This is a genomic window from Sphingomonas sp. JUb134 (genome assembly GCF_004341505.2).
In the GTDB taxonomy this organism is placed as follows: Bacteria; Pseudomonadota; Alphaproteobacteria; order Sphingomonadales; family Sphingomonadaceae; genus Sphingomonas.
In genome coordinates this window covers 1459934-1483190 of sequence record NZ_SLYP02000001.1, presented here as the reverse complement: position 1 = coordinate 1483190, position 23257 = coordinate 1459934, and the positions used below count along the sequence as shown (strand labels likewise).

Annotated in this window: 22 protein-coding genes; 12 read left to right on the top strand and 10 right to left on the bottom strand. The window is 69.3% G+C overall.

Annotation, left to right across the window (positions count from 1 at the left end):
• Positions 1–7: 7 nt before the first annotated feature.
• The 4 genes from EDF69_RS07015 to EDF69_RS07000 all read right to left on the bottom strand — a co-directional run bounded on the left by EDF69_RS07015 (position 8) and on the right by EDF69_RS07000 (position 2618).
• Positions 8–628, bottom strand: coding sequence for an ATP-binding cassette domain-containing protein (locus tag EDF69_RS07015; RefSeq protein WP_132883217.1), 621 nt, complete (start codon positions 626–628; stop codon positions 8–10).
• Positions 618–1304: a molybdate ABC transporter permease subunit gene (modB, locus tag EDF69_RS07010; RefSeq protein WP_132883288.1), complete on the bottom strand. Its 687-nt coding sequence runs from the start codon at positions 1302–1304 to the stop codon at positions 618–620. The genes EDF69_RS07015 and modB overlap by 11 nt, the downstream gene beginning before the upstream one ends.
• Before the next feature lie 9 nt (positions 1305–1313).
• Positions 1314–2093, bottom strand: coding sequence for a molybdate ABC transporter substrate-binding protein (modA, locus tag EDF69_RS07005; protein WP_132883216.1), 780 nt, complete (start codon positions 2091–2093; stop codon positions 1314–1316).
• Positions 2094–2180: 87 nt separating this feature from the next.
• Positions 2181–2618, bottom strand: a complete 438-nt coding sequence (locus EDF69_RS07000; RefSeq protein ID WP_239555354.1) for a phasin family protein — start codon at positions 2616–2618, stop codon at positions 2181–2183.
• A gap of 283 nt (positions 2619–2901) precedes the next feature.
• Between EDF69_RS07000 and EDF69_RS06995 the strand changes: the two genes are divergently transcribed.
• Genes EDF69_RS06995 through EDF69_RS06985 form a run of 3 tightly spaced genes read left to right on the top strand, consistent with a single transcriptional unit; the run spans position 2902 to position 6997 of the window.
• Positions 2902–4452, top strand: coding sequence for an MFS transporter (locus EDF69_RS06995; RefSeq protein ID WP_204991329.1), 1551 nt, complete (start codon positions 2902–2904; stop codon positions 4450–4452).
• Positions 4449–5624 carry an HlyD family secretion protein gene (locus EDF69_RS06990; RefSeq protein ID WP_339538018.1) on the top strand — a complete coding sequence of 392 codons (1176 nt, stop codon included), beginning with the start codon at positions 4449–4451 and terminating at the stop codon, positions 5622–5624. The genes EDF69_RS06995 and EDF69_RS06990 overlap by 4 nt, the downstream gene beginning before the upstream one ends.
• Complete coding sequence (locus tag EDF69_RS06985; protein WP_132883215.1) at positions 5621–6997, top strand: efflux transporter outer membrane subunit; 1377 nt, start codon at positions 5621–5623, stop codon at positions 6995–6997. The genes EDF69_RS06990 and EDF69_RS06985 overlap by 4 nt, the downstream gene beginning before the upstream one ends.
• Positions 6998–7167: 170 nt before the next feature.
• Here the strand turns inward: EDF69_RS06985 and EDF69_RS06980 are convergent, their stop codons facing one another.
• Positions 7168–8571, bottom strand: coding sequence for an NAD-dependent succinate-semialdehyde dehydrogenase (locus EDF69_RS06980; protein ID WP_132883214.1), 1404 nt, complete (start codon positions 8569–8571; stop codon positions 7168–7170).
• A 99-nt stretch (positions 8572–8670) separates the two neighbouring features.
• On the opposite strand from EDF69_RS06980, the gene EDF69_RS06975 reads away from it, so the two are divergent.
• The 4 genes from EDF69_RS06975 to EDF69_RS06960 are packed head-to-tail and all read left to right on the top strand — an operon-like array spanning position 8671 to position 11339.
• A complete protein-coding gene (locus EDF69_RS06975) occupies positions 8671–8916 on the top strand; it encodes an exodeoxyribonuclease VII small subunit (RefSeq protein WP_132883213.1) in 246 nt (81 codons plus the stop codon).
• Position 8917: 1 nt separating this feature from the next.
• Positions 8918–9823: a polyprenyl synthetase family protein gene (locus EDF69_RS06970; RefSeq protein ID WP_339538017.1), complete on the top strand. Its 906-nt coding sequence runs from the start codon at positions 8918–8920 to the stop codon at positions 9821–9823.
• A 53-nt stretch (positions 9824–9876) separates the two neighbouring features.
• Positions 9877–10329: a pantetheine-phosphate adenylyltransferase gene (coaD, locus tag EDF69_RS06965; RefSeq protein ID WP_239555747.1), complete on the top strand. Its 453-nt coding sequence runs from the start codon at positions 9877–9879 to the stop codon at positions 10327–10329.
• 53 nt (positions 10330–10382) lie between these two features.
• A complete protein-coding gene (locus EDF69_RS06960; protein WP_132883210.1) occupies positions 10383–11339 on the top strand; it encodes a cation diffusion facilitator family transporter in 957 nt (318 codons plus the stop codon).
• A gap of 56 nt (positions 11340–11395) precedes the next feature.
• Here EDF69_RS06960 and murA read toward each other — a convergent pair whose 3' ends face one another.
• The 4 genes from murA to EDF69_RS06940 form a co-directional block, all read right to left on the bottom strand.
• Complete coding sequence (murA, locus tag EDF69_RS06955) at positions 11396–12679, bottom strand: UDP-N-acetylglucosamine 1-carboxyvinyltransferase (RefSeq protein WP_132883209.1); 1284 nt, start codon at positions 12677–12679, stop codon at positions 11396–11398.
• Positions 12680–12815: 136 nt separating this feature from the next.
• Positions 12816–13175 carry an ATP-dependent Clp protease adapter ClpS gene (gene clpS, locus EDF69_RS06950; protein WP_129342525.1) on the bottom strand — a complete coding sequence of 120 codons (360 nt, stop codon included), beginning with the start codon at positions 13173–13175 and terminating at the stop codon, positions 12816–12818.
• Between the two features lie 188 nt (positions 13176–13363).
• Positions 13364–14137 carry a phasin family protein gene (locus tag EDF69_RS06945; protein ID WP_132883208.1) on the bottom strand — a complete coding sequence of 258 codons (774 nt, stop codon included), beginning with the start codon at positions 14135–14137 and terminating at the stop codon, positions 13364–13366.
• Between the two features lie 122 nt (positions 14138–14259).
• Positions 14260–16044, bottom strand: a complete 1785-nt coding sequence (locus EDF69_RS06940; protein WP_132883207.1) for a PHA/PHB synthase family protein — start codon at positions 16042–16044, stop codon at positions 14260–14262.
• A gap of 174 nt (positions 16045–16218) precedes the next feature.
• Between EDF69_RS06940 and EDF69_RS06935 the strand changes: the two genes are divergently transcribed.
• The 3 genes from EDF69_RS06935 (at position 16219) to EDF69_RS06925 (ending at position 20099) form a co-directional block, all read left to right on the top strand.
• Positions 16219–17427, top strand: coding sequence for an LL-diaminopimelate aminotransferase (locus EDF69_RS06935; protein ID WP_125962013.1), 1209 nt, complete (start codon positions 16219–16221; stop codon positions 17425–17427).
• 145 nt (positions 17428–17572) lie between these two features.
• Positions 17573–19684 carry a RelA/SpoT family protein gene (locus EDF69_RS06930; RefSeq protein ID WP_132883206.1) on the top strand — a complete coding sequence of 704 codons (2112 nt, stop codon included), beginning with the start codon at positions 17573–17575 and terminating at the stop codon, positions 19682–19684.
• 31 nt (positions 19685–19715) lie between these two features.
• Positions 19716–20099, top strand: a complete 384-nt coding sequence (locus tag EDF69_RS06925) for an acyl-CoA thioesterase (protein ID WP_204991328.1) — start codon at positions 19716–19718, stop codon at positions 20097–20099.
• A 6-nt stretch (positions 20100–20105) separates the two neighbouring features.
• On the opposite strand, the gene EDF69_RS06920 is transcribed toward EDF69_RS06925, so the two are convergent.
• A complete protein-coding gene (locus EDF69_RS06920) occupies positions 20106–21896 on the bottom strand; it encodes an AcrB/AcrD/AcrF family protein (RefSeq protein WP_204991429.1) in 1791 nt (596 codons plus the stop codon).
• A gap of 174 nt (positions 21897–22070) precedes the next feature.
• Here EDF69_RS06920 and EDF69_RS06915 point away from each other — a divergent pair, with 174 nt between their 5' ends.
• Both EDF69_RS06915 and EDF69_RS06910 read left to right on the top strand, forming a co-directional pair.
• Positions 22071–22454 (top strand): GtrA family protein, encoded by a 384-nt coding sequence (locus tag EDF69_RS06915; protein WP_132883284.1) that lies wholly within the window; start codon positions 22071–22073, stop codon positions 22452–22454.
• 1 nt (position 22455) lies between these two features.
• On the top strand, positions 22456–23187 hold the full coding sequence (locus EDF69_RS06910; protein ID WP_132883204.1) for a class I SAM-dependent methyltransferase: 732 nt from the start codon (positions 22456–22458) through the stop codon (positions 23185–23187).
• The last annotated feature ends 70 nt before the right edge of the window (positions 23188–23257 follow it).

Sequence of the window (23257 nt, the reverse complement as noted above, 5' to 3'; positions counted from 1 at the left end):
AGAAGGCTTACATCTCCACGACCGTCCCGGCGAGGCGTTCGACCTCTCCGGGATCGTGGGTGACCATCAGCATGGGGAGCGCGAGTTCGTCGCGGAGCCGCTCGATGGTGCGCATCACCTCCTCGCGCCGGTTGCGGTCGAGCGAGGACATGGGTTCGTCCAGCAGCAGGAAGCGCGCGCCCGAAAGCAGCGCTCGGCCGATCGCGACGCGGCGCGCCTCCCCGCCCGAGAGCGTGCGCGGCCAGCGATCGAGCAGGGGTTCGAGTTCCAGCAGCGCCACCGCCTCGTCGAAGCCGATCAGCGCGCCCTCCCGCGCCGCGCGGCGGGCGCCGTAGCGCAGGTTGCTGCGCACCCGCAGGTGCGGGAACAGCCGCGCCTCCTGAAAGACATAGCCGGCCTGCCGCCGGGCGACGGGCACGTCGATGCCCGTAGTGGAGTCGAACAGCGTGCGCTCGCGCACCCTGACATGGCCGCGATCGGGGCGGACCAGGCCGGCTACCATGTTCAGCACCGTGGTCTTGCCGGCTCCGGACGGTCCGAACAGCACCGTCAGCCCGGGTGCCGGCGCGATCCGGCACGCGAAGCTGCGGTCGCCGCGGCGGAGCACGACATCGACGTCAAAGGACATGCAGCCTCCGCCCGGAACGGCGGGTCAGCACCTCGGAGACGACGAGCGCCGCCAGGGCGAGCGCCACCGAGAGGAGCGCCAGCCGCAGCACCGCCGGCTCGCGCCCGGGCACCTGGAGCGCATCATAGATGGCGAGCGGCAGCGTCTGGGTCTCCCCCGGCACGTTGGAGACGAAGGTGATGGTCGCGCCGAATTCGCCGAGCGCGCGCGCGAAGCCGAGCACGGCGCCTGCGAGCACACCGGGAAGGCTCAGCGGGAGGGTGATCGTCGCAAAGACGCGCACCCGCCCTGCCCCGAGCGTGCGCGCGGCCGATTCGAGGCGGCGATCGACGGCCTCGATCGAGAGGCGCATCGCGCGCACCATCAGCGGCAGCGCCATCACCGCCGCCGCGATCGCAGCCCCGGTCCAGCGGAACAGCACGGTCTCGCCGGTCCAGCGTTCGACGAATGCGCCGATCGGGCCTGCCGGCGCAAAGGCGAGCAGCAGCAGCCAGCCGGTCACCACCGGCGGCAGCACCAGCGGCAAGTGGACGATGCCGTCGAGCAGCACCCGTCCGGGGAAGCGCCCGCGGGCGAGCAGCCAGGCGAGCGCGAAGGCGACCGGCAGCGCCGCTGCCACGGCCACTCCGCCGACGCGCAGCGACAGCCAGACGACGGTCCACTCCTCGGGCGACAATTCCACCGTTCAGCGCGTCGAGAAGCCGAAGCGGGCGAAGATCGCCTTGCCCTCGCGGCTGTTCAGGAAGCGGCGGAACGCCTCCGCATCCGGGCTGGTCCCGTTCTTCAGGCGCGCCGCGGGATAGACGATCGGCGGGTAGCTGCCGGCGGGAAACACCCCGGCGATCCGCACCTTTGCAGAGGCGCGCGCGTCGGTCGCGTAGACGATGCCGAGCGGGGCCACGCCGCGCTCCACCAGCGCCAGCGCCGCGCGGACGCTTTCGCCGCGCACCACCAGCGGCGCGACCTGCTGCCAGCCGCCGAGCTTTTCGAGCGCCGCCTTGCCGTATTTGCCCGCCGGCACCGCATCGGGATTGGCCATGGCGAGCCGCCCGCGAGGCCCAAGCGCGCGGCGGAGATCGACGCCGGCGCGCAACGCCACGCGAGCGCTGCTGCCTTTCGGCGCGATCAGCACCAGCCGGTTGCCGAGAAGATCGGTGCGCGTGCCGGGCACGACGAGCCCGCGCCGCTGGAGGTCATCCATCCAATCGCGATCGGCCGATACGAACAGGTCTGCCGGCGCACCGGAAGCCGCCTGCCGGGCGAGTGCCGAACTGGCGGCGAACGACAGCCGCGGCCGGGGATGGCCGCGGCGCGCCCAGGCGTCGGCCGCCGCGTTCATCGACTCCTGCAGGCTGGCCGCGGCGAGCACCAGCGGCGACCGCGGCTGTGCAGCAACGGGCGTGAAGGCGGAAGCACCCGCCAGCCCCAGCAGCGCGAGCGCAGCGAGTACGCCTCGTCTCAACATCCCCGTCTCCGTCTCATTCCGCCGTTCCTAGCGGGAGACGGAGGCGGTTGCACCTGTCGCTTGGCCAGCCGCGGCCGACCAGGGGCGTCAGGACTTGCCGGTCATCTGGCCGATGGTGGCGCGGCCGAAGCTTGCGATGAGTTCGCCGATTTCCCGGGCCTGGGCGACCGAGCGCGTGCTCTGTTCGCGCAGATATTCGCTTTGCAGGCGCATCACCTCGGTCATGTCGTGGGCCTGGGCGGCGGCACGCATCATCCGAAAGGCTTCGCGGGTGTTGGTCTCGGCCTGGTCGAGCATCCTGAGGCCGAGCTCGCTGCCCTGGCCGGCGATCTGCCCGCCGGCCGCGCGCATGCGCTCGCCCGCGGCGCGCAGCCCCTCGGCCATGCCGCCGGCCGCATCGCCCGATCCGCCCGGCATGCCGTCGCCGCCGAAGGCGTTGTCCGCGCCGCCGATGCCCGCTCCCGTGGTTGCGGCACCGTCGCCTGCGGGTTCGGAGGTGCTGTTACCGGGATTCTGTTCCGCCATGTCTGTCTCCTGCCGGCGCGGCGCCCGGCCTCGAAAAGGGGGTCTGCCCGCGCCTGTCGGTGCGACGCGCGAGGATCGGCAAGGTTCCGCGTCAGCGGGCCGTTTCATCTCCGCAACGGAACGACTTCCCGCGCGAAAAGTTGATCGTCTCCCAGCCGTCGTCCTTGAGCGGAGTCGAGCCGTCGCCACCGCCTATGAATTCAAGCCGCACGAGCGGCCGCTGCTTCCGGGTTCGCCGGCGACGCCCGAGCATCCGCTCGGCCGCCGCTATGCCTATTTCGCAGTGGGCACGTTGCTTGGGATCACGGGTGGCCTGAACAACGGGCTGCTCACTGCCAACCTGCCCCAGATCCAAGGTTCGCTTGGCCTGACACCCGTGCAGGGCGGCTGGCTGACCGCGATCAACGCGATGACCAGCGTGTGCATGGGCATGCTGCTGATCAAGTTCCGCCAGCAGTTCGGCCTGCAGCGCTTCACCCGCGTGTTCCTGATCGCGTTCCTGTGCCTCAACGTCTTCCAGCTGTTTGTCCACGGCTATGTGACCCAGCTGATCGTCCGCGGGGCGGCCGGGCTGGTGGGAAGCGCGCTCACGACGCTGTGCTTCATGTACATCATGCAGTCGCTGCCGGCGTCGATGCGCCTGTCGGGCATGATCATCGGCTTCGGCTCCTCCACGGTGGCGCTGCCGCTGGCGCGGGTGATCTCACCGCTGCTGCTGCTGGACGGCCATATCCAGAACCTGTTCCTGTTCGAGCTCGGGCTGACCCTCGCCGCGCTTGCCTCGGTCGGCTTGCTCCGCCTGCCGCCGAGCGAGCGGTTTCAGGCGTTCGAGCGGATCGACTTCCTGACCTTTGCCCTGTTCGCGCCGGGCATGGCGCTGCTGTGCGCGGTGCTGGTGCAGGGCCGCATTCAGTGGTGGACGACCGAATGGCTGGGCTATGCGATCGCCGCGGCGATCCCGCTGATCGGGACCGCGCTGCTGATCGAGCACAACCGGGCCAACCCGCTGCTCAACACGCGCTGGATGCGCAACGGCAACATCCTGCGCTTCGCAATCGTCGCAGCATCGATGCGCATCCTGTTGTCCGAACAGAATTTCGGGTCCATCGGCCTGCTGACCGCGCTGGGCATGGGCAACGAGCAGCTGGTCACGCTGAACGTGGTGGTGGTGTTCGCCTCGATCGCTGGCATCTGCGTGAGCCTGGCGACCCTGACGCCTAACGAGCTGGGGCTGCCGGTGATCGCGTCGGTGGTGCTGATCGGCATCGCGGCGTGGATGGACTCGCACGCGACCAACCTCACCCGGCCGGCCAACCTCTACCTGAGCCAGGCGCTGATCGCCTTTGCCGCGCTGTTCTTCCTAGGGCCGATGATCATGATCGGCATCTTCCGCGCGCTCGCCCGCGGGCCGAGCCACATCATCAGCTTTTCCGCCGTGTTCGGCATTTCGCAAACGATGGGCGGGCTGGTCGGGTCGTCGCTGCTGGGCAGTTTGCAGATCGTGCGGGAGAAGTTCCACGCGTTTCAGATCACGCAGGCGCTGACGACGACGGACCCGCAGGTCGTGTCGCGCATCCGGCAACTCGGCGGCGCCTATGCGTCGGCGATCGGCGATCCCGTCCGGCAGCAGGCGCAGGGCACGAGCCTGCTTGCCCAGCTGGTCACGCGCGAGGCGAACATCCTGGCGTACAACGACGTTTTCCTCATGGTCGCGATGCTCTCGGTCGTGCTGACCGTGTGGCTCGGCGGCTATTGGCTCTATCACAAGGTGCGCGGGGTCAACCCGCTCGCAGAGGAACTCCTGGCAGTGCAACGGATGCGACAGACGACGTGAGCGACACCCGCACCCCCGCCCCGGAGCCGCACGAGCGGCTGAAGGATCCGATCGAGGTGCCGCGCGAGGCCGACGCGGCCGCCGCTCCCGCGCCGGCGCCCTCCCGCGGCTGGGCACCGCCGCGCGGCAGCCTGCGTGCGACCATCGGCTTCGTCGCGATGCTGGTCGCGGGCGTGCTGCTGGCACTCTACGCCTGGGGCCTGCCGCCCTTCACCACGGCGTTCCAGGAAACGGACAACGCCTATGTCCGCGGGCAGACGACGGTGATCGCGCCCCAGGTCAACGGCTATATCACCGAGGTGGCCGTCCGCGACTTCGAGGTGGTGAAGAAGGGGCAGGTGCTCGCTCGGATCGACGACCGCATCTATCGCCAGCGGGTGGAGCAGGCGCGCGCGCAGCTCGCCACCCAGGTGGCCACGCTCAGCAACTCCGCCCAGAGCCAGCGGTCGAGCCAGGCGACGCTGGGCGGCCAGGCCGCGGCGGTCGAGAATGCGCGCGCCCAGCTCGCCCGTGCGCAGGCGGACATGCGGCGCGTCGCCGAACTGGTGGACGAGGGATCGGTGTCGCTGCGCGAGCGCGACCAGACGCTCGCCGCGTTGCGCCAGGCGGAAGCCGCCGTGCACCAAGCCGAGGCGCAGCGCAGCGTCGCCCAGGAACAGGTACGATCGGTTTCGGTCGGCCGCGGCGGGCTGGAGGCGGCGGTCGAAGGTGCGCGCGCGGCGCTGCGCCTCGCCGAGATCGACCTCGCGAACACGGTGATCCGGGCACCGCAGGACGGGCGACTGGGTGAGGTGGGCGTGCGGCTGGGGCAATATGTCACCGCGGGCACGCAGCTGGTGTTCCTGGTGCCGCCAACCGTGTGGGTCATGGCCAATTTCATGGAAGCGCAGACCGCGCGCATGGCGCCTGGCCAGCCAGCCACCATCCGCGTCGATGCGCTCGCCCGCGCCGAACTGCACGGCCGGGTCGAGCGCATCGCGCCGGCCGCCGCCAACGAGTTCACCGTGATCCGCCCCGACAATGCCACCGGCAACTTCGTGAAGGTGGCGCAGCGTATCCCGGTGCGGATCGCGATCGACCGCAACGACCCGCTGTTCGGCCGGCTTCGGCCGGGCATGTCGGTGGACGCACGCGTGGACACGCGGGGCACCCCCGCTCCGACCGCGCGATGAGGCGCAGCCTCTGCGCGCTTGCGGCGGTCGCCTTGGCTGCCGGCTGCACCCCACCCGAGACGCCCCCGCCCGCCGGTGCCTCCGTCACGCCTCCGGCGGCATGGCGCACGCAGTTGCCGGCCAGCGCGACGGTCGACGCGCAATGGTGGCAGCGCTTCGGCGACCCGGTGTTGACCCGGCTGGTGGAGGCAGCGCTTGCCCGCAACAGCGAGATCGGGATCGCGGTCGCGCGGGTGCGGGAGGCGCGCGCCCAGGAGACGATCGCCCGCGCCGCCCGGCTGCCGACCCTCAGCGCCGGCACCAGCCTGACCGAATCGCGCAGCGTCAATGCGCTCGGCCAGCCGGGGGTCGGCACCTCGGCCCAGCCGGTATTCCAGGCCGCCTATGAGATCGACCTGTTCGGGCGCATCGCGAACCAGGTCGAGGCGGCGCGGCTGTCCGCCGAATCCGCGGCCGCTGCGGCGGACGCCGCGCGGCTGAGCGTCGCTGCGGCGACCGCATCCGGCTACATCACCCTGCGCGGGCTGGATGCTCGCATCGCCATCGCGCGCGATACGATCGCCTCCCGCGGCGAGGCGCTGCGCATCGCCCGCAATCGCGCCGAAGTCGGCTACACCTCCGAACTGGAGCTCCGCCAGGCGGAAGCCGAGTATCAGAACGTCGCGCAGACTCTGCCGACGCTCGAACTCGCCGCGCGGCGGCAGGAGGATGCCCTGGCGGTGCTGATCGGCGAGTCGCCCCGCGCCATCGAACGCGGGGCCACGCTCGCGACGCTGCAGGCGCCGGCAATCCCGGCCACCCTACCCTCCGAACTGCTGCGCCGGCGGCCGGACATCGCGCAGGCCGAGCTGACCCTGGCCGCGTCGGACGCGACGCTCGCAGCCTCGCGCGCGGCGTTTCTTCCCTCGCTCAACCTGGCGGCATCGACGGGTGAGCTGTTCTCCAGCTCGCTGGGCAGCCCGGTCGGCATCTGGTCGCTGGGGGCAAGCGTGCTCGCGCCGATCTTCCAGGGCGGACGGCTGCGGGGCGGCGTCGAGGCTTCGGCCGCCCGGCGGGACCAGGCGGCGTTCGGCTATCAGCGGACGGTGCTGACCGCGTTCCGCGAGGTGGAGGATGCACTGGCCGCGGTCGATCGGCTGGGCGAACAGCAGCGCCGGCTGGAGGCGCAGCGGGTGGCGCTGGCCGAAACGCTGCGGCACGCGACCAACCGCTATCGTGCCGGCTACAGCCCCTATCTGGAGCAGCTCGATGCGCAGCGCAGCCTGTTCAATGCGCAGCTGGCGCTTGCCCAGGCGCGCGCCGACCAGCTGACCGCTTTGGTGGCCGTGTACCAGTCGATGGGCGGCGGCTGGGCGGGCACGCCGACGCCGTAGTTCCGCCGGGGCGGGTTCGCGCGCGGCGCACGGTCCGTCGGCCGTTGGTTCCGGTACCCCGGCGAAGGCCGGGGTCCAGTTGCGATGTCGGCTGAAAGGGCAGCGAACCTCGCGCGGCCACCTCAACTGGCCCCCGGCCTCCGCCGGGGTACGCCCAAACCGCTATTTCGCTATTCGCTGGCGGCGCTGCCGGCGTCCTTCGGCGCCGTCTCCGGCGCGCGGAGCACGGCCTTCAGGTTCATGAACTCGTGCAGGCCCCAGGGGCCGAGCTCGCGGCCGTGGCCGGAGCGCTTGATGCCGCCGAACGGCGCCTCCGGCACGGAGGCGAGGATCTGGTTGATCGCGGTCATGCCGGCCTCGATGTCGCGCACGAAGCGCTCCTGCTCGGACGGATCCTTGGTCCAGACGCTGGAGCCGAGGCCGAAGGGCACGTCGTTGGCGATGCGGATCGCCTCGTCGATGTCGGCGGCGCGGAACACCATCGCGACCGGCCCGAACAGTTCCTCCTGCGCGACCGGATCGTCGAGCGGCACGTCGACAAGCACCCCGGGCGTCATCCAGGCACCGGGGCGATCGATCTTTTCGGCACCCATCAGCAGCCGCGCGCCCTTCTCCTGCGCGGTCGCGACCTGTTCGAGGACGGTGTCGCGCTGCTCCACGCTGGAGAGCGGCCCCATGGTCGTGTCCTCGGCCATCGGGTCATCGACCCTGGCGTCGCGCATGCCTTGCGCGAACTTGTCGAGGAAGGCGTCGTAGATGTCGGCGTGGACGATCATCCGCTTGGCGCAGACGCACGATTGCCCGGCGTTCTGGATACGGCCGGTGACCGCCGCCTGGGCCGCCGCGTCGAGATCGGCGGAGGGCATGACGATGAACGGGTCCGAGCCGCCGAGTTCGAGCACCACCTTCTTGAGCGCACGGCCTGCGGCCTCCGCGACCTTGATGCCCGCGCCCTCGCTGCCGGTGAGGGTCACGGCGACGATGCGGTCGTCCTCGATCAGCGGCGCGACCCGGCGCGACGGGATTCCGAGGTTTGCAAACAGCCCCTCCGGCGCGCCGGCCGCCGTCACCATCTCCTCGATCGCCTGCGCACAGCCCTGGGTGAGCGAGGCATGCTTCAGGAGGCCGACGTTGCCCGCGAGGATGCAGGGGGCGAGGAAGCGCACCACCTGCCAATAGGGGAAGTTCCACGGCATGATCGCCAGCACCACGCCGATCGGCAGCCAGCGCGCGGTGCCCGTCCCCTTGGCCAGCGGCACCTCGACCGGCTCCAGCAGCTTCGGGCCGTGCTCGGCATAGTAGCGAAAGCCGCTGACGCATTTCTCGACCTCGGCGATCGCGGACTTGAGCGTCTTGCCCATCTCGCGCGTCGCAATCTCGCCCAGGCGCTGCTTGTGCGCCTCAAACTGGTCGGCGATCGCGGAGAGCAGCGCCGTCCGGGTGGCGAGATCGGTCGTGCGCCACTGCGCGAACGCCGCGTGGGCGGCGGCAACCTTCTTCTCCACTTCGGCGTCCGTCAGCTCGGGATAGGTGGCGACGGTCTCGCCCGTGGCGGGGTTGATGCTGGTGAACATGGGGGCTTTCTCGACGGTTCGGGGTTGCCGCAGTAACGCGGCAGCGCGGCGATCGGTCCGGCGGTTGCGCCTTTGCCGCACCTGCCGCATAGCTCGCGCATGACAGAAGAACAGGACGTCGCGGGGCTCAGCTTCGAGCAGGCGCTCAAGGAACTGGAGCAGATCGTCGGCCGGCTGGAAACGGGCGACGAGGAGCTCGACAAGGCGATCCAGCTCTATGAGCGGGGCGACAAGCTGCGCCAGCATTGCGCCGCCCGCCTGGATGCCGCGCAGGAGCGGATCGAGGCGATCCGCCTGGGCGCCGACGGCCGCCCGATCGGCACCACGCCCTTTGCCGCAGGCTGACGTGGCGACCGCCGAAACCCTCTCGTCGCTGGAGGCCGCGCTGCGCGAGGTCGGGGCGGAGATCGACCGGCAGTTCGACCTGCTGCTGCCGGTGCCCGAGGATGCACGCGCACCCTTGTACGAGGCGATGCGCCATGCCGCGATCGGCGGCGGCAAGCGGCTGCGCCCGCTGCTGGTGTTCGCGACGGGCCAGCTGTTCGCGGTGGACCGCACCTGCCTGGCGCGCGTCGCGACCGCGATCGAGTGCATCCACGTCTACAGCCTGATCCACGACGATCTGCCGGCGATGGACGACGACGACCTGCGCCGCGGCAAGCCGACGGTGCACAAGGCGTTCGACGAGGCGACGGCGATCCTGGCGGGTGATTCGCTGCACGCGCTCGCCTTCGAGCTGCTGGCAGACGAGGAGACCCATGCCGATCCGCGGGTGCGCGTCGAACTGATCGCGGACCTCGCGCGCTCGGCCGGCCCGGCGGGCATGGCGGGCGGCCAGGCGATGGACCTGGAGGCGGAGGGCACCCGTTTCGACCTTGCCACCGTGACCCGCCTGCAGGCGCTCAAGACCGGCGCGCTGATCGCCTGCTCGGTCGAGGCGGGCGCGATCCTCGGCCGGTTGCCGGCAGAGGGCCGCACCGGCCTGCGCGGCTATGCGCATGACCTGGGCCTCGCCTTCCAGATCGCCGACGACCTGCTCGACGTCGAGGGCGACGAAGCGGCGGTCGGCAAGGCGCTTCGCAAGGATGGCGACGCCGGCAAGGAGACGTTCGTCTCGCTGCTGGGCCAGGAGCGCGCGCGCGAACAGGCGCGCATGCTGATCGACCAGGCGGTGGCGCATCTCCACGCCTTCGGGCCGGAGGCGGACCTCTTGTGCGACATCGCCCGCTATGTGCTGGAGCGCGATCGGTGAGCGTGCGCATCGGGGTCTATCCCGGCACCTTCGACCCGATCACGCGCGGTCACATGGACATCATCCGCCGCGGCGCCAAGCTGGTTGACCGGCTGGTGATCGGCGTCACCACCAACCCGTCCAAGTCGCCGATGTTCTCGCTGGCCGAGCGGCTGGCGATGGTGGAGCGCGAAGTCGCCGACATCGGCGGCGATATCCGCGTGGTGAGCTTCGATTCGCTGCTGATGGACTTCGCCGAGCGCGAGCATGCCAGCGTGATCGTGCGAGGCCTGCGCGCCGTCGCCGACTTCGAATACGAATATCAGATGGCCGGCATGAACCAGCAGATCAATCCGCGGGTCGAGACGGTGTTCCTGATGGCCGACGTCTCGCTCCAGCCGATCGCCAGCCGGCTGGTGAAGGAGATCGCCCTCTACGGCGGCGACATCAGCAAGTTCGTGTGCCCCGCGGTGCGCGAGGACGTGGTCGCGCGCGTCGAGAAGATGGGACGCAAGGGCAGCGTCTGAGGCGCGACCGATGGGCTAGCATCACCTCCCCCCGGCCAGCTACCCAGGCCGGGATGGGACACGACCACGCGAATCACGGACATAGTCACGGCCACGGCCACGGCCATGCGCACGGCGGCCACGGGCATAGCCATGCGCCCGCCGACTTCGGCCGCGCCTTTGCGATCGGCACCGCGCTCAACCTTGCTTTCGTCGCGATCGAGGGTGGTGCGGGCTTCCTCACCAACTCGGTGGCGCTGCTGGCGGACGCGGGGCACAATCTGTCGGACGTGCTGGGCCTGCTGATCGCCTGGGGCGGCGCGGAGCTTGCCAAGCGGCCTACGTCCAAGCGCTTCACCTATGGCCTGCGCGGCTCCTCGATCCTGGCGGCGCTGGCGAACGCGCTGGTGCTGCTGGTGGCGGTGGGCGCCATCGCGCTGGAGGCATTCCGACGCCTGTCCGATCCGCAGCCGATCGAGGCGGGGCCGGTGATGATCGTCGCCGCCATCGGCATCGTGGTGAACCTGGGCACGGCCATGCTGTTCGCGAGCGGCCGCAAGGGCGACGTGAACATCCGCGGCGCGTTCCTGCACATGGCCGCGGACGCCGCGGTTTCGGCAGGCGTGGTGGTCGCTGGCGCACTCTACCTGTGGAGCGGGGCGGCGTGGATCGATCCGGCGGTCAGCCTGCTCGTGGTGGCGGTGATCCTGTGGAGCACCTGGGGGCTGCTCAAGGAATCCACCGTGCTCGCGCTGCAGGCGGTGCCCCCGGGGATCGATCCGGACAAGGTGGCGGCGATGCTGGAGGGGCTGCCCGGCGTGGCGCGGCTGCACGACCTGCACATCTGGCCGATGAGCACCACCGAGACGGCGCTGACCGCGCATCTGGTGATGCCGGGCGGGCACCCGGGCGATGCGTTCCTGGCGAGCACGCAGCACCGGCTGTCGCACGACTTCGGGATCGGCCATGCCACGCTGCAGATCGAGCTGTCCGAAGCCGCGGATTGCGGCATGGGCGAGCGGACGGTCTGATCCCGGCTGCTCGACTCCGTTAGCGGGTTGACGGAGGGGCCGTGCGCCCCCTCCCCTTATTCCCCGCCGACGCGCTGGATGTCGGCGCCGACGGCCTGGAGCTTCTCCTCGAGCCGCTCATAGCCGCGGTCGAGGTGATAGATGCGGCTGACCGAGGTCTCGCCCTCGGCGGCGAGGCCGGCGATGATCAGGCTCATCGACGCACGGAGATCCGTCGCCATCACGGGCGCGCCGACCAGCTTGTCGACACCGCGCACCACGGCGACGCGGCCGCGCACCTGGATGTCGGCGCCCATGCGGGCCAGTTCCGGCACGTGCATGTAGCGGTTCTCGAAGATCGTCTCCGTGAGCACGCTGGCGCCATTGGCCTTGGTCAGCATCGCCATGAACTGCGCCTGCATGTCGGTGGCGAAGCCCGGGAACGGCGCGGTCGACAGGGTAAGCGGGCCGATTGGGCCGGTCGCCTCTACGAACAGCGCGTTGCGGCGCTCCTCGACCGTGACGCCCGCCTCGACCAGCGCGTCGATGGTCGCGCGCATGTCCTCGGCGGCGATCCCCGCCAGTTCAACCGCACCGCCGGTGATCGCGGCCGCGCAGGCATAGCTGCCCGCCTCGATGCGATCGGGCATGACGGCATAGGTCGCACCGTGGAGGCGATCAACGCCTTCGATCTCCAGCCGCTCGGTGCCGATGCCGTCGATGCGCGCGCCCATCGCGACGAGGCAGCGGCACAGATCGACGATCTCGGGCTCGCGCGCGGCGTTGTCGATCACCGAGGAACCGGAGGCGAGCACGGCGGCCATCAGCGCGTTCTCGGTCGCGCCCACGGAGACGATCGGGAAGGTCACGCGGCCACCCGGCAGACGGCCGTTCGGCGCCGTCGCCTTCACATAGCCGGCGGCGAGTTCGATCTCCGCGCCCAATGCCTCCAGGGCCTTGAGGTGAAGGTCGATCGGGCGGTTGCCGATCGCGCAGCCGCCCGGCAGCGACACGGTCGCCTCACCCGCGCGCGCGACCAGCGGCCCGAGCACCAGGATCGAAGCGCGCATCTTGCGGACGATGTCATAGGGCGCGACTGTCGAGGTCAGGCGCTGCCCGCGCATCGTCATCACGCGGCCGAAGTCGCTGGGATGGGCGCCCTCGATCATGGTCGAGACGCCGAACTGGTTGAGCAGGTGGCCGAAGCTGTCGACGTCGGCGAGACGCGGCAGGTTGCGCAGCGTCAGCGGCTCTTCGGTCAGGAGCGCGCAGGGCAGCAGCGTGAGGGCAGCGTTCTTCGCGCCCGAGATGGCGATGCGGCCCTTCAGACGGTTGCCGCCGCGGATGAGGATACGGTCCATGGCGCGGCTTTACTCAGTTGCGGGCGGCGCGCAAGCGGCAGCCAAGGCCAGGCAGAACAATGGTCGGTGGTGCGTGCGGCCCTGGGCTCCTGCCTGCGCAGGAGCACAAGGGGCGACGGGGATCAGCGCCTGGCGATCAGGCCTTTTCCAGCGTGCACTGGAGCGGATGTTGGTTCTGGCGCGCGAAGTCCATCACCTGCCCGACCTTGGTTTCCGCCACCTCGTAGCTGAACACGCCGCAGACACCGACGCCCTTCTGGTGGACGTGGAGCATCACGCGAGTCGCCTCTTCCATGTTCATGCGGAAGAAGCGCTGCAGGACGAGGACGACGAACTCCATCGGCGTGTAGTCGTCGTTCAGCATCAGCACGCGATAGGGCGTCGGCTTCTTGGTCCGCGTGCGGGTGCGCGTGGCGACACCCGAGACGGAGCCCGAATCGTCGTCGTTCTCGCCGCCTTCTGCAAGGCGGGGGCGCAGGGTGGAAGCATCGATCATCACGAACGGCAAATATGGCATCGCACGCTGCAAGGGCAAGGCCGCGCGGGCGCGGACCAATGGATTTGGCCGTGCCGGACCAGCACAGCCGGACCACCGTCACAGCGGAGCAACGGACATGAAAAAAGGGCGCCCGCTTGCGCGAACGCCCCTTTTCTTCCCGCGTCGGATGCGACGCGTGGATGGGTTCAGGCGCCGACGACCTTGAACTTGTCGGTCGCGAGCGCGACGCGGTTCGACAGCGGCTGCGCGGCATCGCCGGCCAGCTTCAGCATCGCTTCCGTGTTCTTCGACGTCTCGGCGACGAACGAGTCGAACGCGCCGCGGAAGAAGTCGGACTGGAGCTTGAAGAACTCGGTCGGCGACTTGACGGACGCCAGCGTCTTCATGGTCGCGGTCGCGTTCTCGAAGTTGCGGCGACCGAAGTCGGCGGCGTCATGGCCGATCGACTCCAGGCCCTTGGCAGCGATGCGGCTGGCCTCGAGCAGCGCTTCGACGTTGCCCTTGGCGAAGTCGGTCATTTCCTCGACGCTCTTGGCGCTCTTTTCCATCGCCGCCTTGGTGCGGGCGTTGAAGTCGGAGAACAGGGCCTGCGCCTTGTCGGTGGTGGCTTCGGCAGCTTCGTTGGTGTGGATCATGGTGCGTTCCTCTGGCGCGGGCGCGGCCGGTTGGGCGGCGTCCGGGCTGGTTTCCCCGGCATGCGCCTGCACATCGGCTGCGGCCATCGCGGCGGCAGCGGTGTCGGCGGGCTTGTCGGCGATGGTTTCCAACTGCGCGGTCACCGGAGCCACGAGCTGTTCGATCGGCTCCGGCGCGGCGGCTGCCACGAACGGGACTTCGACAGGCTTCTTTTCGGCGGCGGCGGCAACAGGCGGCGGGGACACGGCCGGCTTGGCACGAAGCGGCGGAGCCTTGCGAGCCAATGGCGCGGGCGCCTTTGCCTTGGGTTCCTTGCCTGCCATGCGAACGGCCTCCTGCGTAACGCTGCTGCGCTGCAACAAATACGCCTTGTTGCCGCCCATTGCAATCGGGATTGTGCGGCGCAGCATCGCTGCTCACGAAACCGCTAACGGCCCGGGAAGGCTTATCTTTTCAGAACATATTCTCCGGGGGCCGGCCCCAGTGCCGGGAGCGCACCTTCGCCCGGAACGCGTGCGCCCAACGCCTCCACCTCCGCAGCATCGATCCCGCGCAGCCACTCAATCCAGTCGGGCCACCAGCTGCCCTTCACCTCGCGCGCGCCGGCCAGGAAGTCGGCGAGCGTCTCCACTCCGGGCGAGTCGTTGAGCCAATACTGGTACTTGCCCGCGGACGGTGGATTGACGACGCCGGCGATGTGGCCGGAGCCCGCCAAGACGAAGCGGAGCGGCCCTTCGAAGTGGTGGGTGATCCGCCACACGCTTTCCGCCGGCGCGATATGATCCTCGCGCCCCGCCTGAATGTAGCTGGGGGTGCGGACGGTGGTGAGGTCCAGCGGCGTCCCGTCGATCGCGATCGACCCGGGCTGCACCAGCCGGTTGTCGCGATAGAGATCGGTCAGGTAGCTCAGGTGCCAGGTCGCCGGCAGGTTGGTGACGTCCGCATTCCAGTGGAGAAGGTCGAACGGCGGGGCGTCCTCGCCAAGCAGATAGTTGGCGGTGACATAGTTCCAGATCAGCTCGCGCCCGCGCAGCAGGTTGAACGTCGCGGCCATGACCCGGCCGTCCAGGAACCCCTCTGCCGAGAGGGTGCGGATCAGCTCCAGCTGGTCATCGTCCACGAACAGCGACAGCTCGCCTGCCTGGGAGAAATCGACCTGCGCGGTGAAGAAGGTCGCGCTGGCGACCTTCTCGGACTCGCCCCGCGCCGCCAGCAGCGCCAGGGTCGCCGCGAGCGTCGTGCCCGCCACGCAATAGCCGACCGTGTGCACCGCCGGCACGTCCAGCAGCGCGCGCACGGTGTCGATCGCGTCGATCTGGCCGCGCAGCACATAATCGTCCCAGCGCACGTCCTTCATGCTGGCGTCGGCCGAGCGCCAGGAGACGACGAACACCGACAGCCCCTGCTCCACCGCCCAGCGGATGAAGCTCTTCTCGGCGGTCAGGTCGAGGATGTAGAAGCGGTTGATCCACGGCGGGAAGATCAGCAGCGGGGTTGCCAGCACCTTCTCGGTGGTGGGGGCATAGTGGATCAGTTCGTAGAGCTCGGTGCGCTTGATGACCTTGCCCGGGGTGGTCGCGATGTTGCGCCCGACCTCGAACGCGCTGGCGTCGCTGTGAGTCATCTGCCCGCGCGCCATGTCGGACAACAGGTTCTGCAGGCCCTTCAGCAGGTTCTCGCCCCGCGTCTCGACGATCCGCTCCAGCACCAGCGGGTTGGTGACGGGGAAGTTCGTCGGGCTCATCGCGTCGACGAAGCCGCGGGTGAGGAAGCGGAGCCGCTCCTTCTGGCGCGGTTCGACGCCCTCGAGCGCATCGACGCCCTTCATCAGATGCTCGGAGGCCAGGAAATAGCTCTGGCGGATGAAGTCGAACACCGGCTGCTCATGCCATTGCGGCGCCTTGAACCGGCGGTCGCGGGCCTGCGCCTCCGGCTCGACATAGGGCTCGGCATGGGCGGGATCGACGAAGCGCTGCCATAGCTTGAGCGTGTCCGCCCAATAATCGGCACTGGCCTGCGCCAGGGCAAACGGATCGGCCCAGGCGGGCAGAGCGGCGGTAGCAGCGTCACCGGCCGGAGCCGGTTTGGCGTCCTTGTCGGCCGGGAAGGCGAAGCCATGCTCCAGCAACATCTGCTGCGCGCGGCCGAACACCGCCGTCCAATGCTGGAGGTCGGCGAGCGAGGGGATCGCCGGCTGCTCCGGCGGCGGGGGTGCGGCATCGTCTGCCATGACATTCCTCTCGATCTGGTGCCGTCCGGCGGGTGTAGCGCAAGCCAGCGGTTGCGTCAGGCCTGATCGGGCGGGCGTGTTTTCGTTGCGGCCGGTGCGTGCGGGACGCCAACTTTGTTTCCCGCAAGCCCGCGAATGGCGTAGAAGAACGCTCCATCAAGCAACGAGGGACCGATGTCCGAGGAATTCTACCGCATCAAGCGCCTGCCGCCCTATGTCATCGCCGAAGTGAACGCGATGCGAGCGGCCGCGCGCGCGGGCGGAGAGGACATCATCGACCTCGGCATGGGCAATCCGGACCTGCCGCCGCCGCCGCATGTGATCGACAAGCTGTGCGAAGTGGCGCGCAAGCCCGACGCCCATGGCTATTCGGCGTCCAAGGGCATCCCGGGGCTGCGGCGGGCGCAGGCCAACTATTACGGCCGCCGCTTCGGCGTCGACATCGATCCCGAGACCGAAGTCGTCGTGACCATGGGATCGAAGGAGGGGCTCGCCAGCCTCGCCACCGCGATCACGGCGCCGGGCGACGTGGTGCTGGCGCCCAACCCCAGCTACCCGATCCACACCTTTGGCTTCATCATCGCGGGCGCGACGATCCGCGCGGTGCCGACGACGCCGGACGACGCCTATTTCGAAAGCCTCGAGCGCGCGATGAACTTCACGGTGCCGCGGCCGAGCATCCTGGTGGTCAACTATCCGTCGAACCCCACCGCGGAGGCGGTCGACCTCGCCTTCTACGAGCGGCTGGTCGCCTGGGCGAAGGAGAACAAGGTCTGGATCCTGTCCGACCTCGCTTATTCGGAGCTGTATTTCGACGGCAAGCCGACGCCCTCCATCCTGCAGGTGAAGGGCGCGAAGGATGTCGCGATCGAGTTCACCTCACTGTCGAAGACCTATTCGATGGCGGGCTGGCGGATCGGCTTCGCGGTCGGCAACAAGCAGCTGATCGCGGCGATGACGCGGGTGAAGTCCTACCTCGATTACGGGGCGTTCACCCCGATCCAGGCGGCGGCCTGTGCGGCGCTCAACGGCCCGCAGGACATCGTCGAGCGCAACCGACAGCTCTATCACAAGCGCCGCGACGTGATGGTGGAGAGCTTCGCGCGCGCCGGCTGGGACATCCCCTCCCCGCCCGCCTCGATGTTCGCATGGGCGCCCCTGCCGCCGGCGCTCGCCCACCTCGGCAGCCTGGAGTTCTCCAAGCAGTTGCTCACCCATGCCAAGGTCGCGGTGGCACCCGGCGTCGGCTATGGCGAGAACGGCGAGGGCTATGTCCGCATCGCCATGGTCGAGAACGAGCAGCGGCTGCGCCAGGCGGCACGCAACGTGAAGCGCTACCTCCAGTCGATGGGCGTCAACACGCCCGGCCAGGCGGCCGGCTGATCCAGGGGCGGAGCGAGGCCGGTCTTCGCTCCGCCGCCAGCCCGGCGATGCTGCGCCGCATCGCCGAGAGCCAACGAAGCAAATCTCCCCCTGAAGCGGGAGAATTTCGTTGCAAAGCAGCAGCGAGCCACCCCATCTAGTTCCCGTGCTGCGACAATATGAACTGGTGGAGCGGGTCAAAGGCTATGACCCGGAGGCCGACGAGGCGTTGCTGAACCGCGCCTATGTCTTTTCGATGCATGCCCATGGCAGCCAGAAACGGGCATCGGGCGACCCTTATTTCAGCCACCCGATCGAGGTGGCGGGCATCCTGACCGACCTGCACCTGGACGACGAGACGATCGCCACCGCGATCCTCCACGACACGATCGAGGACACGGTCGCGACGCCGGAGGAGATCGAGGCGAAGTTCGGGCCGTCGGTGGCGCGCATGGTCGACGGCGTGACCAAGCTGTCGAAGATCGAGGCGCAGACCGAGAACCAGCGCGCGGCGGAAAACCTGCGCAAGTTCCTGCTGGCGATGTCCGACGACATCCGCGTGCTGCTGGTGAAGCTGGCCGACCGGCTGCACAACATGCGCACGCTGCATCACATCGCCAAGTCCGAGAAGCGGCGGCGGATCGCGCGCGAAACCATGGAGATCTACGCCCCGCTCGCCGAGCGGATCGGCATGTACGAATTCATGAACGAGATGCAGACGCTCGCCTTCCAGCAGATCGAGCCGGAGGCGTACGAGTCGATCACGCGCCGGTTGGAGCAGCTGCAGACCGGCGGCCGCGAGCGCATCGAGAGCATCGCGGGCGGGCTGAAACAGCTGCTGGAGCGCAGCGGCATCGAGGCCGAGGTCTCCGGCCGCGAAAAGCACCCCTATTCCATCTGGCGCAAGATGTCGGAGCGCCACGTCAGCATGGAACAGCTGACCGACATCATGGCCTTCCGCGCGATCGTGGAGACCGAGGAGGAATGCTACCGGGCGCTGGGCATCATCCATCGGCGCTGGCCGATGGTCCCGGGCCGGTTCAAGGACTATATCTCCACGCCCAAGCGCAACGGCTATCGCTCGTTGCACACCAGCGTCATCCATTCCGAGAACATGCGCGTGGAGATCCAGATCCGCACGCGCGCCATGCATGCCCAGGCGGAGTTCGGCATGGCGGCGCACTGGGCCTACAAGCAGGACGCGGTGCGACCCGACACCCAGGTCAGCTGGATCCGCGACCTGGTGGAAATCCTGGACACGGCCGAGAGCCCGGAAGAGCTGCTCGAGCACACGCGCATGGCGATGTACCAGGATCGAATCTTTGCCTTCACGCCCAAGGGCGAGCTGCACCAGCTGCCCAAGGGCGCGACGCCGATCGACTTCGCCTATGCGGTCCACACCGATCTCGGCAGCCAGGCGGTGGGCGCCAAGGTCAACGGTCGCGTGGTGCCGCTGCGCACCGAACTGCGCAACGGCGACCAGGTGCAGATCCTGCGCTCCAAGGCGCAGGAGCCGCAGAGCAACTGGCTGAACTTCGCGGTAACCGGCAAGGCTCAGGCCGCGATCCGCCGCCACCTGCGGCACAAGGAGCGCGAGGAGACGCTGGCGCTCGGCGCCAAGCTCTATGACGACATCGTCGCGCGGCTGCCGGTCACGCTGAGCGCGGCAGCGGTGGAGGACGCGCTCAAGCGGCTGGGATTGTCGGACGAAAACGCGCTGCGCGACGCGATCGCCAACGGCAAGCTGGACGACGAAGCCGTGATCGAGGCGCTGATGCCCGGCACCGCCGCGGGCGCCCGTGCCAAGCAGCTGCTCGGGCAGCGCGCCCCGATCCTGATCGAGGGGCTGACGCCGGGGGTCGCCTTCGACCTGGCCGAGGACTGCCGCCCGGTCCCCGGCGATCGCATCGTTGCGCTGCGCAAGCCCGGTGGCGGCATCGAGGTGCATGCGATCAGCTGCCCCTCGCTCGCCGACCGCTACGACGCCGACTGGATCGACGTCGCCTGGGGCGACGGTGCGGAAGGCGGCACTGCGCGCATCGCGGTGACGCTGAAGAACGAGCCGGGCGCGCTGGGCGCGATCGCGACCATCATCGGCGCGCACAAGGCGAACATCCTGGGGCTGCGGCTCGACAACCGCGACACCACCTTCCACACCAACACCATCGACCTGGAGGTGCGGGACGCGACCCACCTGATGCGCCTGCTGGCGGCGCTTCGGGCGGCCGACGTGGTGAATGCAGCGCAGCGCATCGACGGTTCCACCCAAAGCAATTGACAGGATTGTCAGTGGCGCGCAGGCGTTTCCCATGCACCTCCACCCGCTCGCCGTGGCACCTGCCGACATCGATCACATGGGTCATGTGAACAATGCGGTGTACCTGTCCTGGGTCCAGGAAGCCGTCGTCGCTTATTGGGAGAAGGTCGCTCCTGCCGAGGCGGTCGGCCAGCACCTGTGGGTCGCGCTCAAGCACGAGATCACCTATCGCCGCCCGGCCTTTCTGGACGACGCGATCATCGCGACCGTGGTTGCCGAGCGCGTCCAGGGTGCGCGTGCCTTCTTCTCCACGCTGATCAAGCGCGGCGAGGAAGTGCTGGCCGAGGTGCAGAGCACCTGGTGCTCGCTCGATTCGGACACGCGCCGCCCCTCGCGGCTGGCGCGCGACGTCGTCAGCCGCTTCCTTCCGGACTGATCCCGATCAGCGGGCCGGCGCTGCGGGCGTGACTGCGTCCGCATAGCGGATCCGCCACAGCTTGAACGGTGCCCGCTTCGACAGCGGCACCGGCTCCAGCCATGCCGGCACCTGGCCCTTGGCAAGCTGGGCGTAGAAGCCCTCCGGCGCGCGCGCGCGGTAGAGCGTGGTTTCCGCAAGGTTCGGGCAGACCAGCAGATAGGTCGCGCCGTGGCGCCGGGCGATTTCGCGGAACGCATCGGCACTGCCCTGGAAGGCGTGGTGCACGTCCAGGATCGGCTGCTCGTTGCGATGATAGGGTCCGGTGATGCCGTTGTGATGCGTGCCCACGATTAGCCGCGGGCCCAGGTCGACGTGGGTGAACATGGTGGCCGCGGGAATGCGGTCCAGCTCTGCCAGTGCCGAGATGCTCATGCAGCGCGCGCTGGCGCGGTTCACCATCAGCGTCCGCCGATCCGGCGGGTCGAGTCGCAGGCGCTGGATCAGCGTCGCGGAGAACAGCCCGGCGAGCAGCAACACGACCGCAAGCACCGCGCCTGCGACCTTGATGGCGGTCGAACGGCGGCTGACGAACCAGGTGAGGATCATCCAGGCGAGCGCCACTTCGCCTGCGATCGCCAGCAGCTGTGCGGCGGGGCCGGCGCGGATCTGCCACAGCAGCATCGCCCCGGCAAAGGCGGTGAACAGCGCGATCGCGGCCCAGCCCGCCAGCTGCTCCGGATTGCGCCGGGCGCGCCAGCAGGCGAGGCATGCGCCCAACAGGCCCAGCGCCGGCACGACCGCGATCGGCACGGCGATGCGCAGCGGGTGCTTGTAGATCGGCTTGGCTTCCCGGACGTTGTTGAGCCAGAGGTTGGCGAGTTCGTCCGACACCCCCTCCGGCCGCGACAGGCACTTGGGGAACAGCACGGCGAAGCCGCCCGCGATCACCGCGCCCACGGCGGCGCCGGCCGCGAGCCGCGCGAGGCGGCTTTCGAGCGGCAGCCGCGAGAGCGCGAACAGGGCCGCGCCGCCCGCGACCGTCACCGACAGCCACACCGGGGTCAGCGCATCGCAGCGCATCGCGTAGTTGGCGTTGGAGGCAAAGGCGACGAAGCCGAGCGCGCTGCCGCCGGCGAGCGTCGCGCCATAGACGGCGAGCCGCCGCGCCTCCGCCCGGTCCCACACCCAGCGCAGCGCGACCAGGCCGCCTGCCATCGCGCAATAGGGCAACAGTTCCAGGCCGATGGTGAGCGACACCGCGCTCGAGATGCCGACCAGCGCCCCGCCCCTGCCCTTGCGCGGATCGGCGAGGCCCGCGACCGTCACGCTGAGGCAGGCGAGCTGCCAGCCATGGTGGTCGATGCGCATTGGCATGAACATCGGCAGCGTCGCGGAACAGCCGAACAGGAACAGGATGGCGAGCGCCCATGCCTGGGGCGCGACCAGCCGGCGGACGGTGGCGGCGATCGCGACCAGCACGATGCCCAGCGGCAGAAGCGGCGCGATGCCGCACGCCAGCCGCTCGGCAAGCGCCGCACCGGTGAACGGCTTGAACAGCAGGAACAGCCCGGCGATCGGCAGGTCGACGAGCCGCGACCAGTGGATGTCGATCCCGGCCGGGGGATCGAGGCGGTACTGGCGCAGGTCGTACCAGCCCTGGCCGCCGAGCAGCCCGCGGACCTGCATCAGCCGCATGTTGTCGTCGGTGTCGTTGAGCACCAGCCAGTGGATCTGCGGCCAGCGTTGCATCAGATAGACGGTGGCGATCACCACCCAAACCAGCAGCGCCCGGCGCACCCAATGGCGCTCCAGCATCTGTGCGAGACTGAGCTTGCCCGACCCGTCGTTCAAAACCGCTTTCCTCACCCCGGCGGGCACGATACTGCCCGCGCGCTCGGCGCCGGCTCTAGTGGCGGGCGCGCAAAGGGCAAGGGCGAGACGGGCGTGGACACCATCTTGAGACGGGTCGAGACGATGCGGACGAGCGGCATGCTCGGCCAGCTGATCCGATTCGGCATCGCGGGTGGCATCTCAACGCTGATCTATGCCGCGGTGTACCTGCCGCTCACCACCTGGGTCTTTCCGCGGGAGCATGCGGTCTACGCGGTGCCGTTCGCCTTCGCCGTGGCGGTGACCGCGGGCTTCTTCCTGCACAGCCGCTGGAGCTTCAAGGGCCATGGCACCCGCCATCCGGGTATCCGCCAGCAGCTGCAGTTCGTGGCGGTGCAGGGATCGGGCATGGCGCTGAACGCCGCGATCACCTGGGTGGGGACGGCGCTGTTCGGGCTTCCTGCCTGGGCGCCGTTGCTTCCGGCCGTGGCGCTCGCCACGATCTTCACCTTCATCCTCAACCGCTGGCTGGTGTTTGGCTGATATGGACCGCGTCATCTACGATCGCATGGCAGCGCATGACTCCACCCACTGGTGGTATCGTGCCCGTCGCGACATCCTTGCCGATTATATCGGGCGTTATGCGGGGTTGCCGAAGGACGCGCGCATCCTGGAGATCGGCTGCGGCACCGGCCACAACCTGCCGATGCTGGCCGCGTTCGGTGACGTGGATGCGATCGAGATCGACGCCGAGGCGCGCGACATCGCCAGCGCGCGGCTCGGCAAGCCCGTGGGCGAGGCGCCGCTTCCCGAGCTCACCGGCGTTCCGGAGGGGAGCTACGACATGGTCGCGGTGCTGGATGTCGTCGAGCATATCGAGGACGATGTCGCGGCACTCGCCGGCATGGCGCGCCGGCTGAAGCCGGGCGGCAAGATCCTGGTCACCGTTCCGGCGCACCAGTGGATGTGGAGCGCGCACGACGTGGTGAACCACCACCATCGCCGCTATTCCAAGGCGACGCTGGCGAAGGCGATCACCGACGCAGGCCTGGCCCACAACGGCCTGCGCTATTTCAACTCGCTGCTGTTCCCGGCGGCGCTGGCGGCCCGTGCCGTCGGCAAGCTGACCGGCAAGGACGACAGCGACGATTCACCGCCCGCGAAGCCGCTCAACCTGGCGTTCGAGAAGATCTTTGCGCTGGAGCGGCACCTGGTGGGCCGCATGCCCCTGCCGCCCGGCCTGTCGCTGATCACGCTGCTGTCGCGACGGGCTTGACCCTCCTGCGGGCATGATGCGCAAGGATTTCGCATCGAACCGTTCGTGCTGAGTAAGGGCTGAGCTTGTC

Excerpts from the sequence above, each read along its gene's own strand:
- EDF69_RS06945 (WP_132883208.1), bottom strand. The coding sequence starts at position 14,137 with ATGGCAGGCAAGGAACCCAAGGCAAAGGCGCCCGCGCCATTGGCTCGC.
- EDF69_RS06940 (WP_132883207.1), bottom strand. The coding sequence starts at position 16,044 with ATGGCAGACGATGCCGCACCCCCGCCGCCGGAGCAGCCGGCGATCCCC.
- EDF69_RS06920 (WP_204991429.1), bottom strand. The coding sequence starts at position 21,896 with ATGCTGGAGCGCCATTGGGTGCGCCGGGCGCTGCTGGTTTGGGTGGTG.
- clpS (WP_129342525.1), bottom strand. The coding sequence starts at position 13,175 with ATGATCGATGCTTCCACCCTGCGCCCCCGCCTTGCAGAAGGCGGCGAG.
- EDF69_RS06985 (WP_132883215.1), top strand. The coding sequence starts at position 5,621 with ATGAGGCGCAGCCTCTGCGCGCTTGCGGCGGTCGCCTTGGCTGCCGGC.
- EDF69_RS06915 (WP_132883284.1), top strand. The coding sequence starts at position 22,071 with ATGCTCGGCCAGCTGATCCGATTCGGCATCGCGGGTGGCATCTCAACG.
- EDF69_RS07015 (WP_132883217.1), bottom strand. The coding sequence starts at position 628 with ATGTCCTTTGACGTCGATGTCGTGCTCCGCCGCGGCGACCGCAGCTTC.
- EDF69_RS06910 (WP_132883204.1), top strand. The coding sequence starts at position 22,456 with ATGGACCGCGTCATCTACGATCGCATGGCAGCGCATGACTCCACCCAC.
- coaD (WP_239555747.1), top strand. The coding sequence starts at position 9,877 with ATGGACATCATCCGCCGCGGCGCCAAGCTGGTTGACCGGCTGGTGATC.
- EDF69_RS06935 (WP_125962013.1), top strand. The coding sequence starts at position 16,219 with ATGTCCGAGGAATTCTACCGCATCAAGCGCCTGCCGCCCTATGTCATC.
- EDF69_RS07000 (WP_239555354.1), bottom strand. The coding sequence starts at position 2,618 with ATGGCGGAACAGAATCCCGGTAACAGCACCTCCGAACCCGCAGGCGAC.
- EDF69_RS06925 (WP_204991328.1), top strand. The coding sequence starts at position 19,716 with ATGCACCTCCACCCGCTCGCCGTGGCACCTGCCGACATCGATCACATG.
- EDF69_RS06980 (WP_132883214.1), bottom strand. The coding sequence starts at position 8,571 with ATGTTCACCAGCATCAACCCCGCCACGGGCGAGACCGTCGCCACCTAT.
- modA (WP_132883216.1), bottom strand. The coding sequence starts at position 2,093 with ATGTTGAGACGAGGCGTACTCGCTGCGCTCGCGCTGCTGGGGCTGGCG.
- EDF69_RS06975 (WP_132883213.1), top strand. The coding sequence starts at position 8,671 with ATGACAGAAGAACAGGACGTCGCGGGGCTCAGCTTCGAGCAGGCGCTC.
- murA (WP_132883209.1), bottom strand. The coding sequence starts at position 12,679 with ATGGACCGTATCCTCATCCGCGGCGGCAACCGTCTGAAGGGCCGCATC.
- EDF69_RS06960 (WP_132883210.1), top strand. The coding sequence starts at position 10,383 with ATGGGACACGACCACGCGAATCACGGACATAGTCACGGCCACGGCCAC.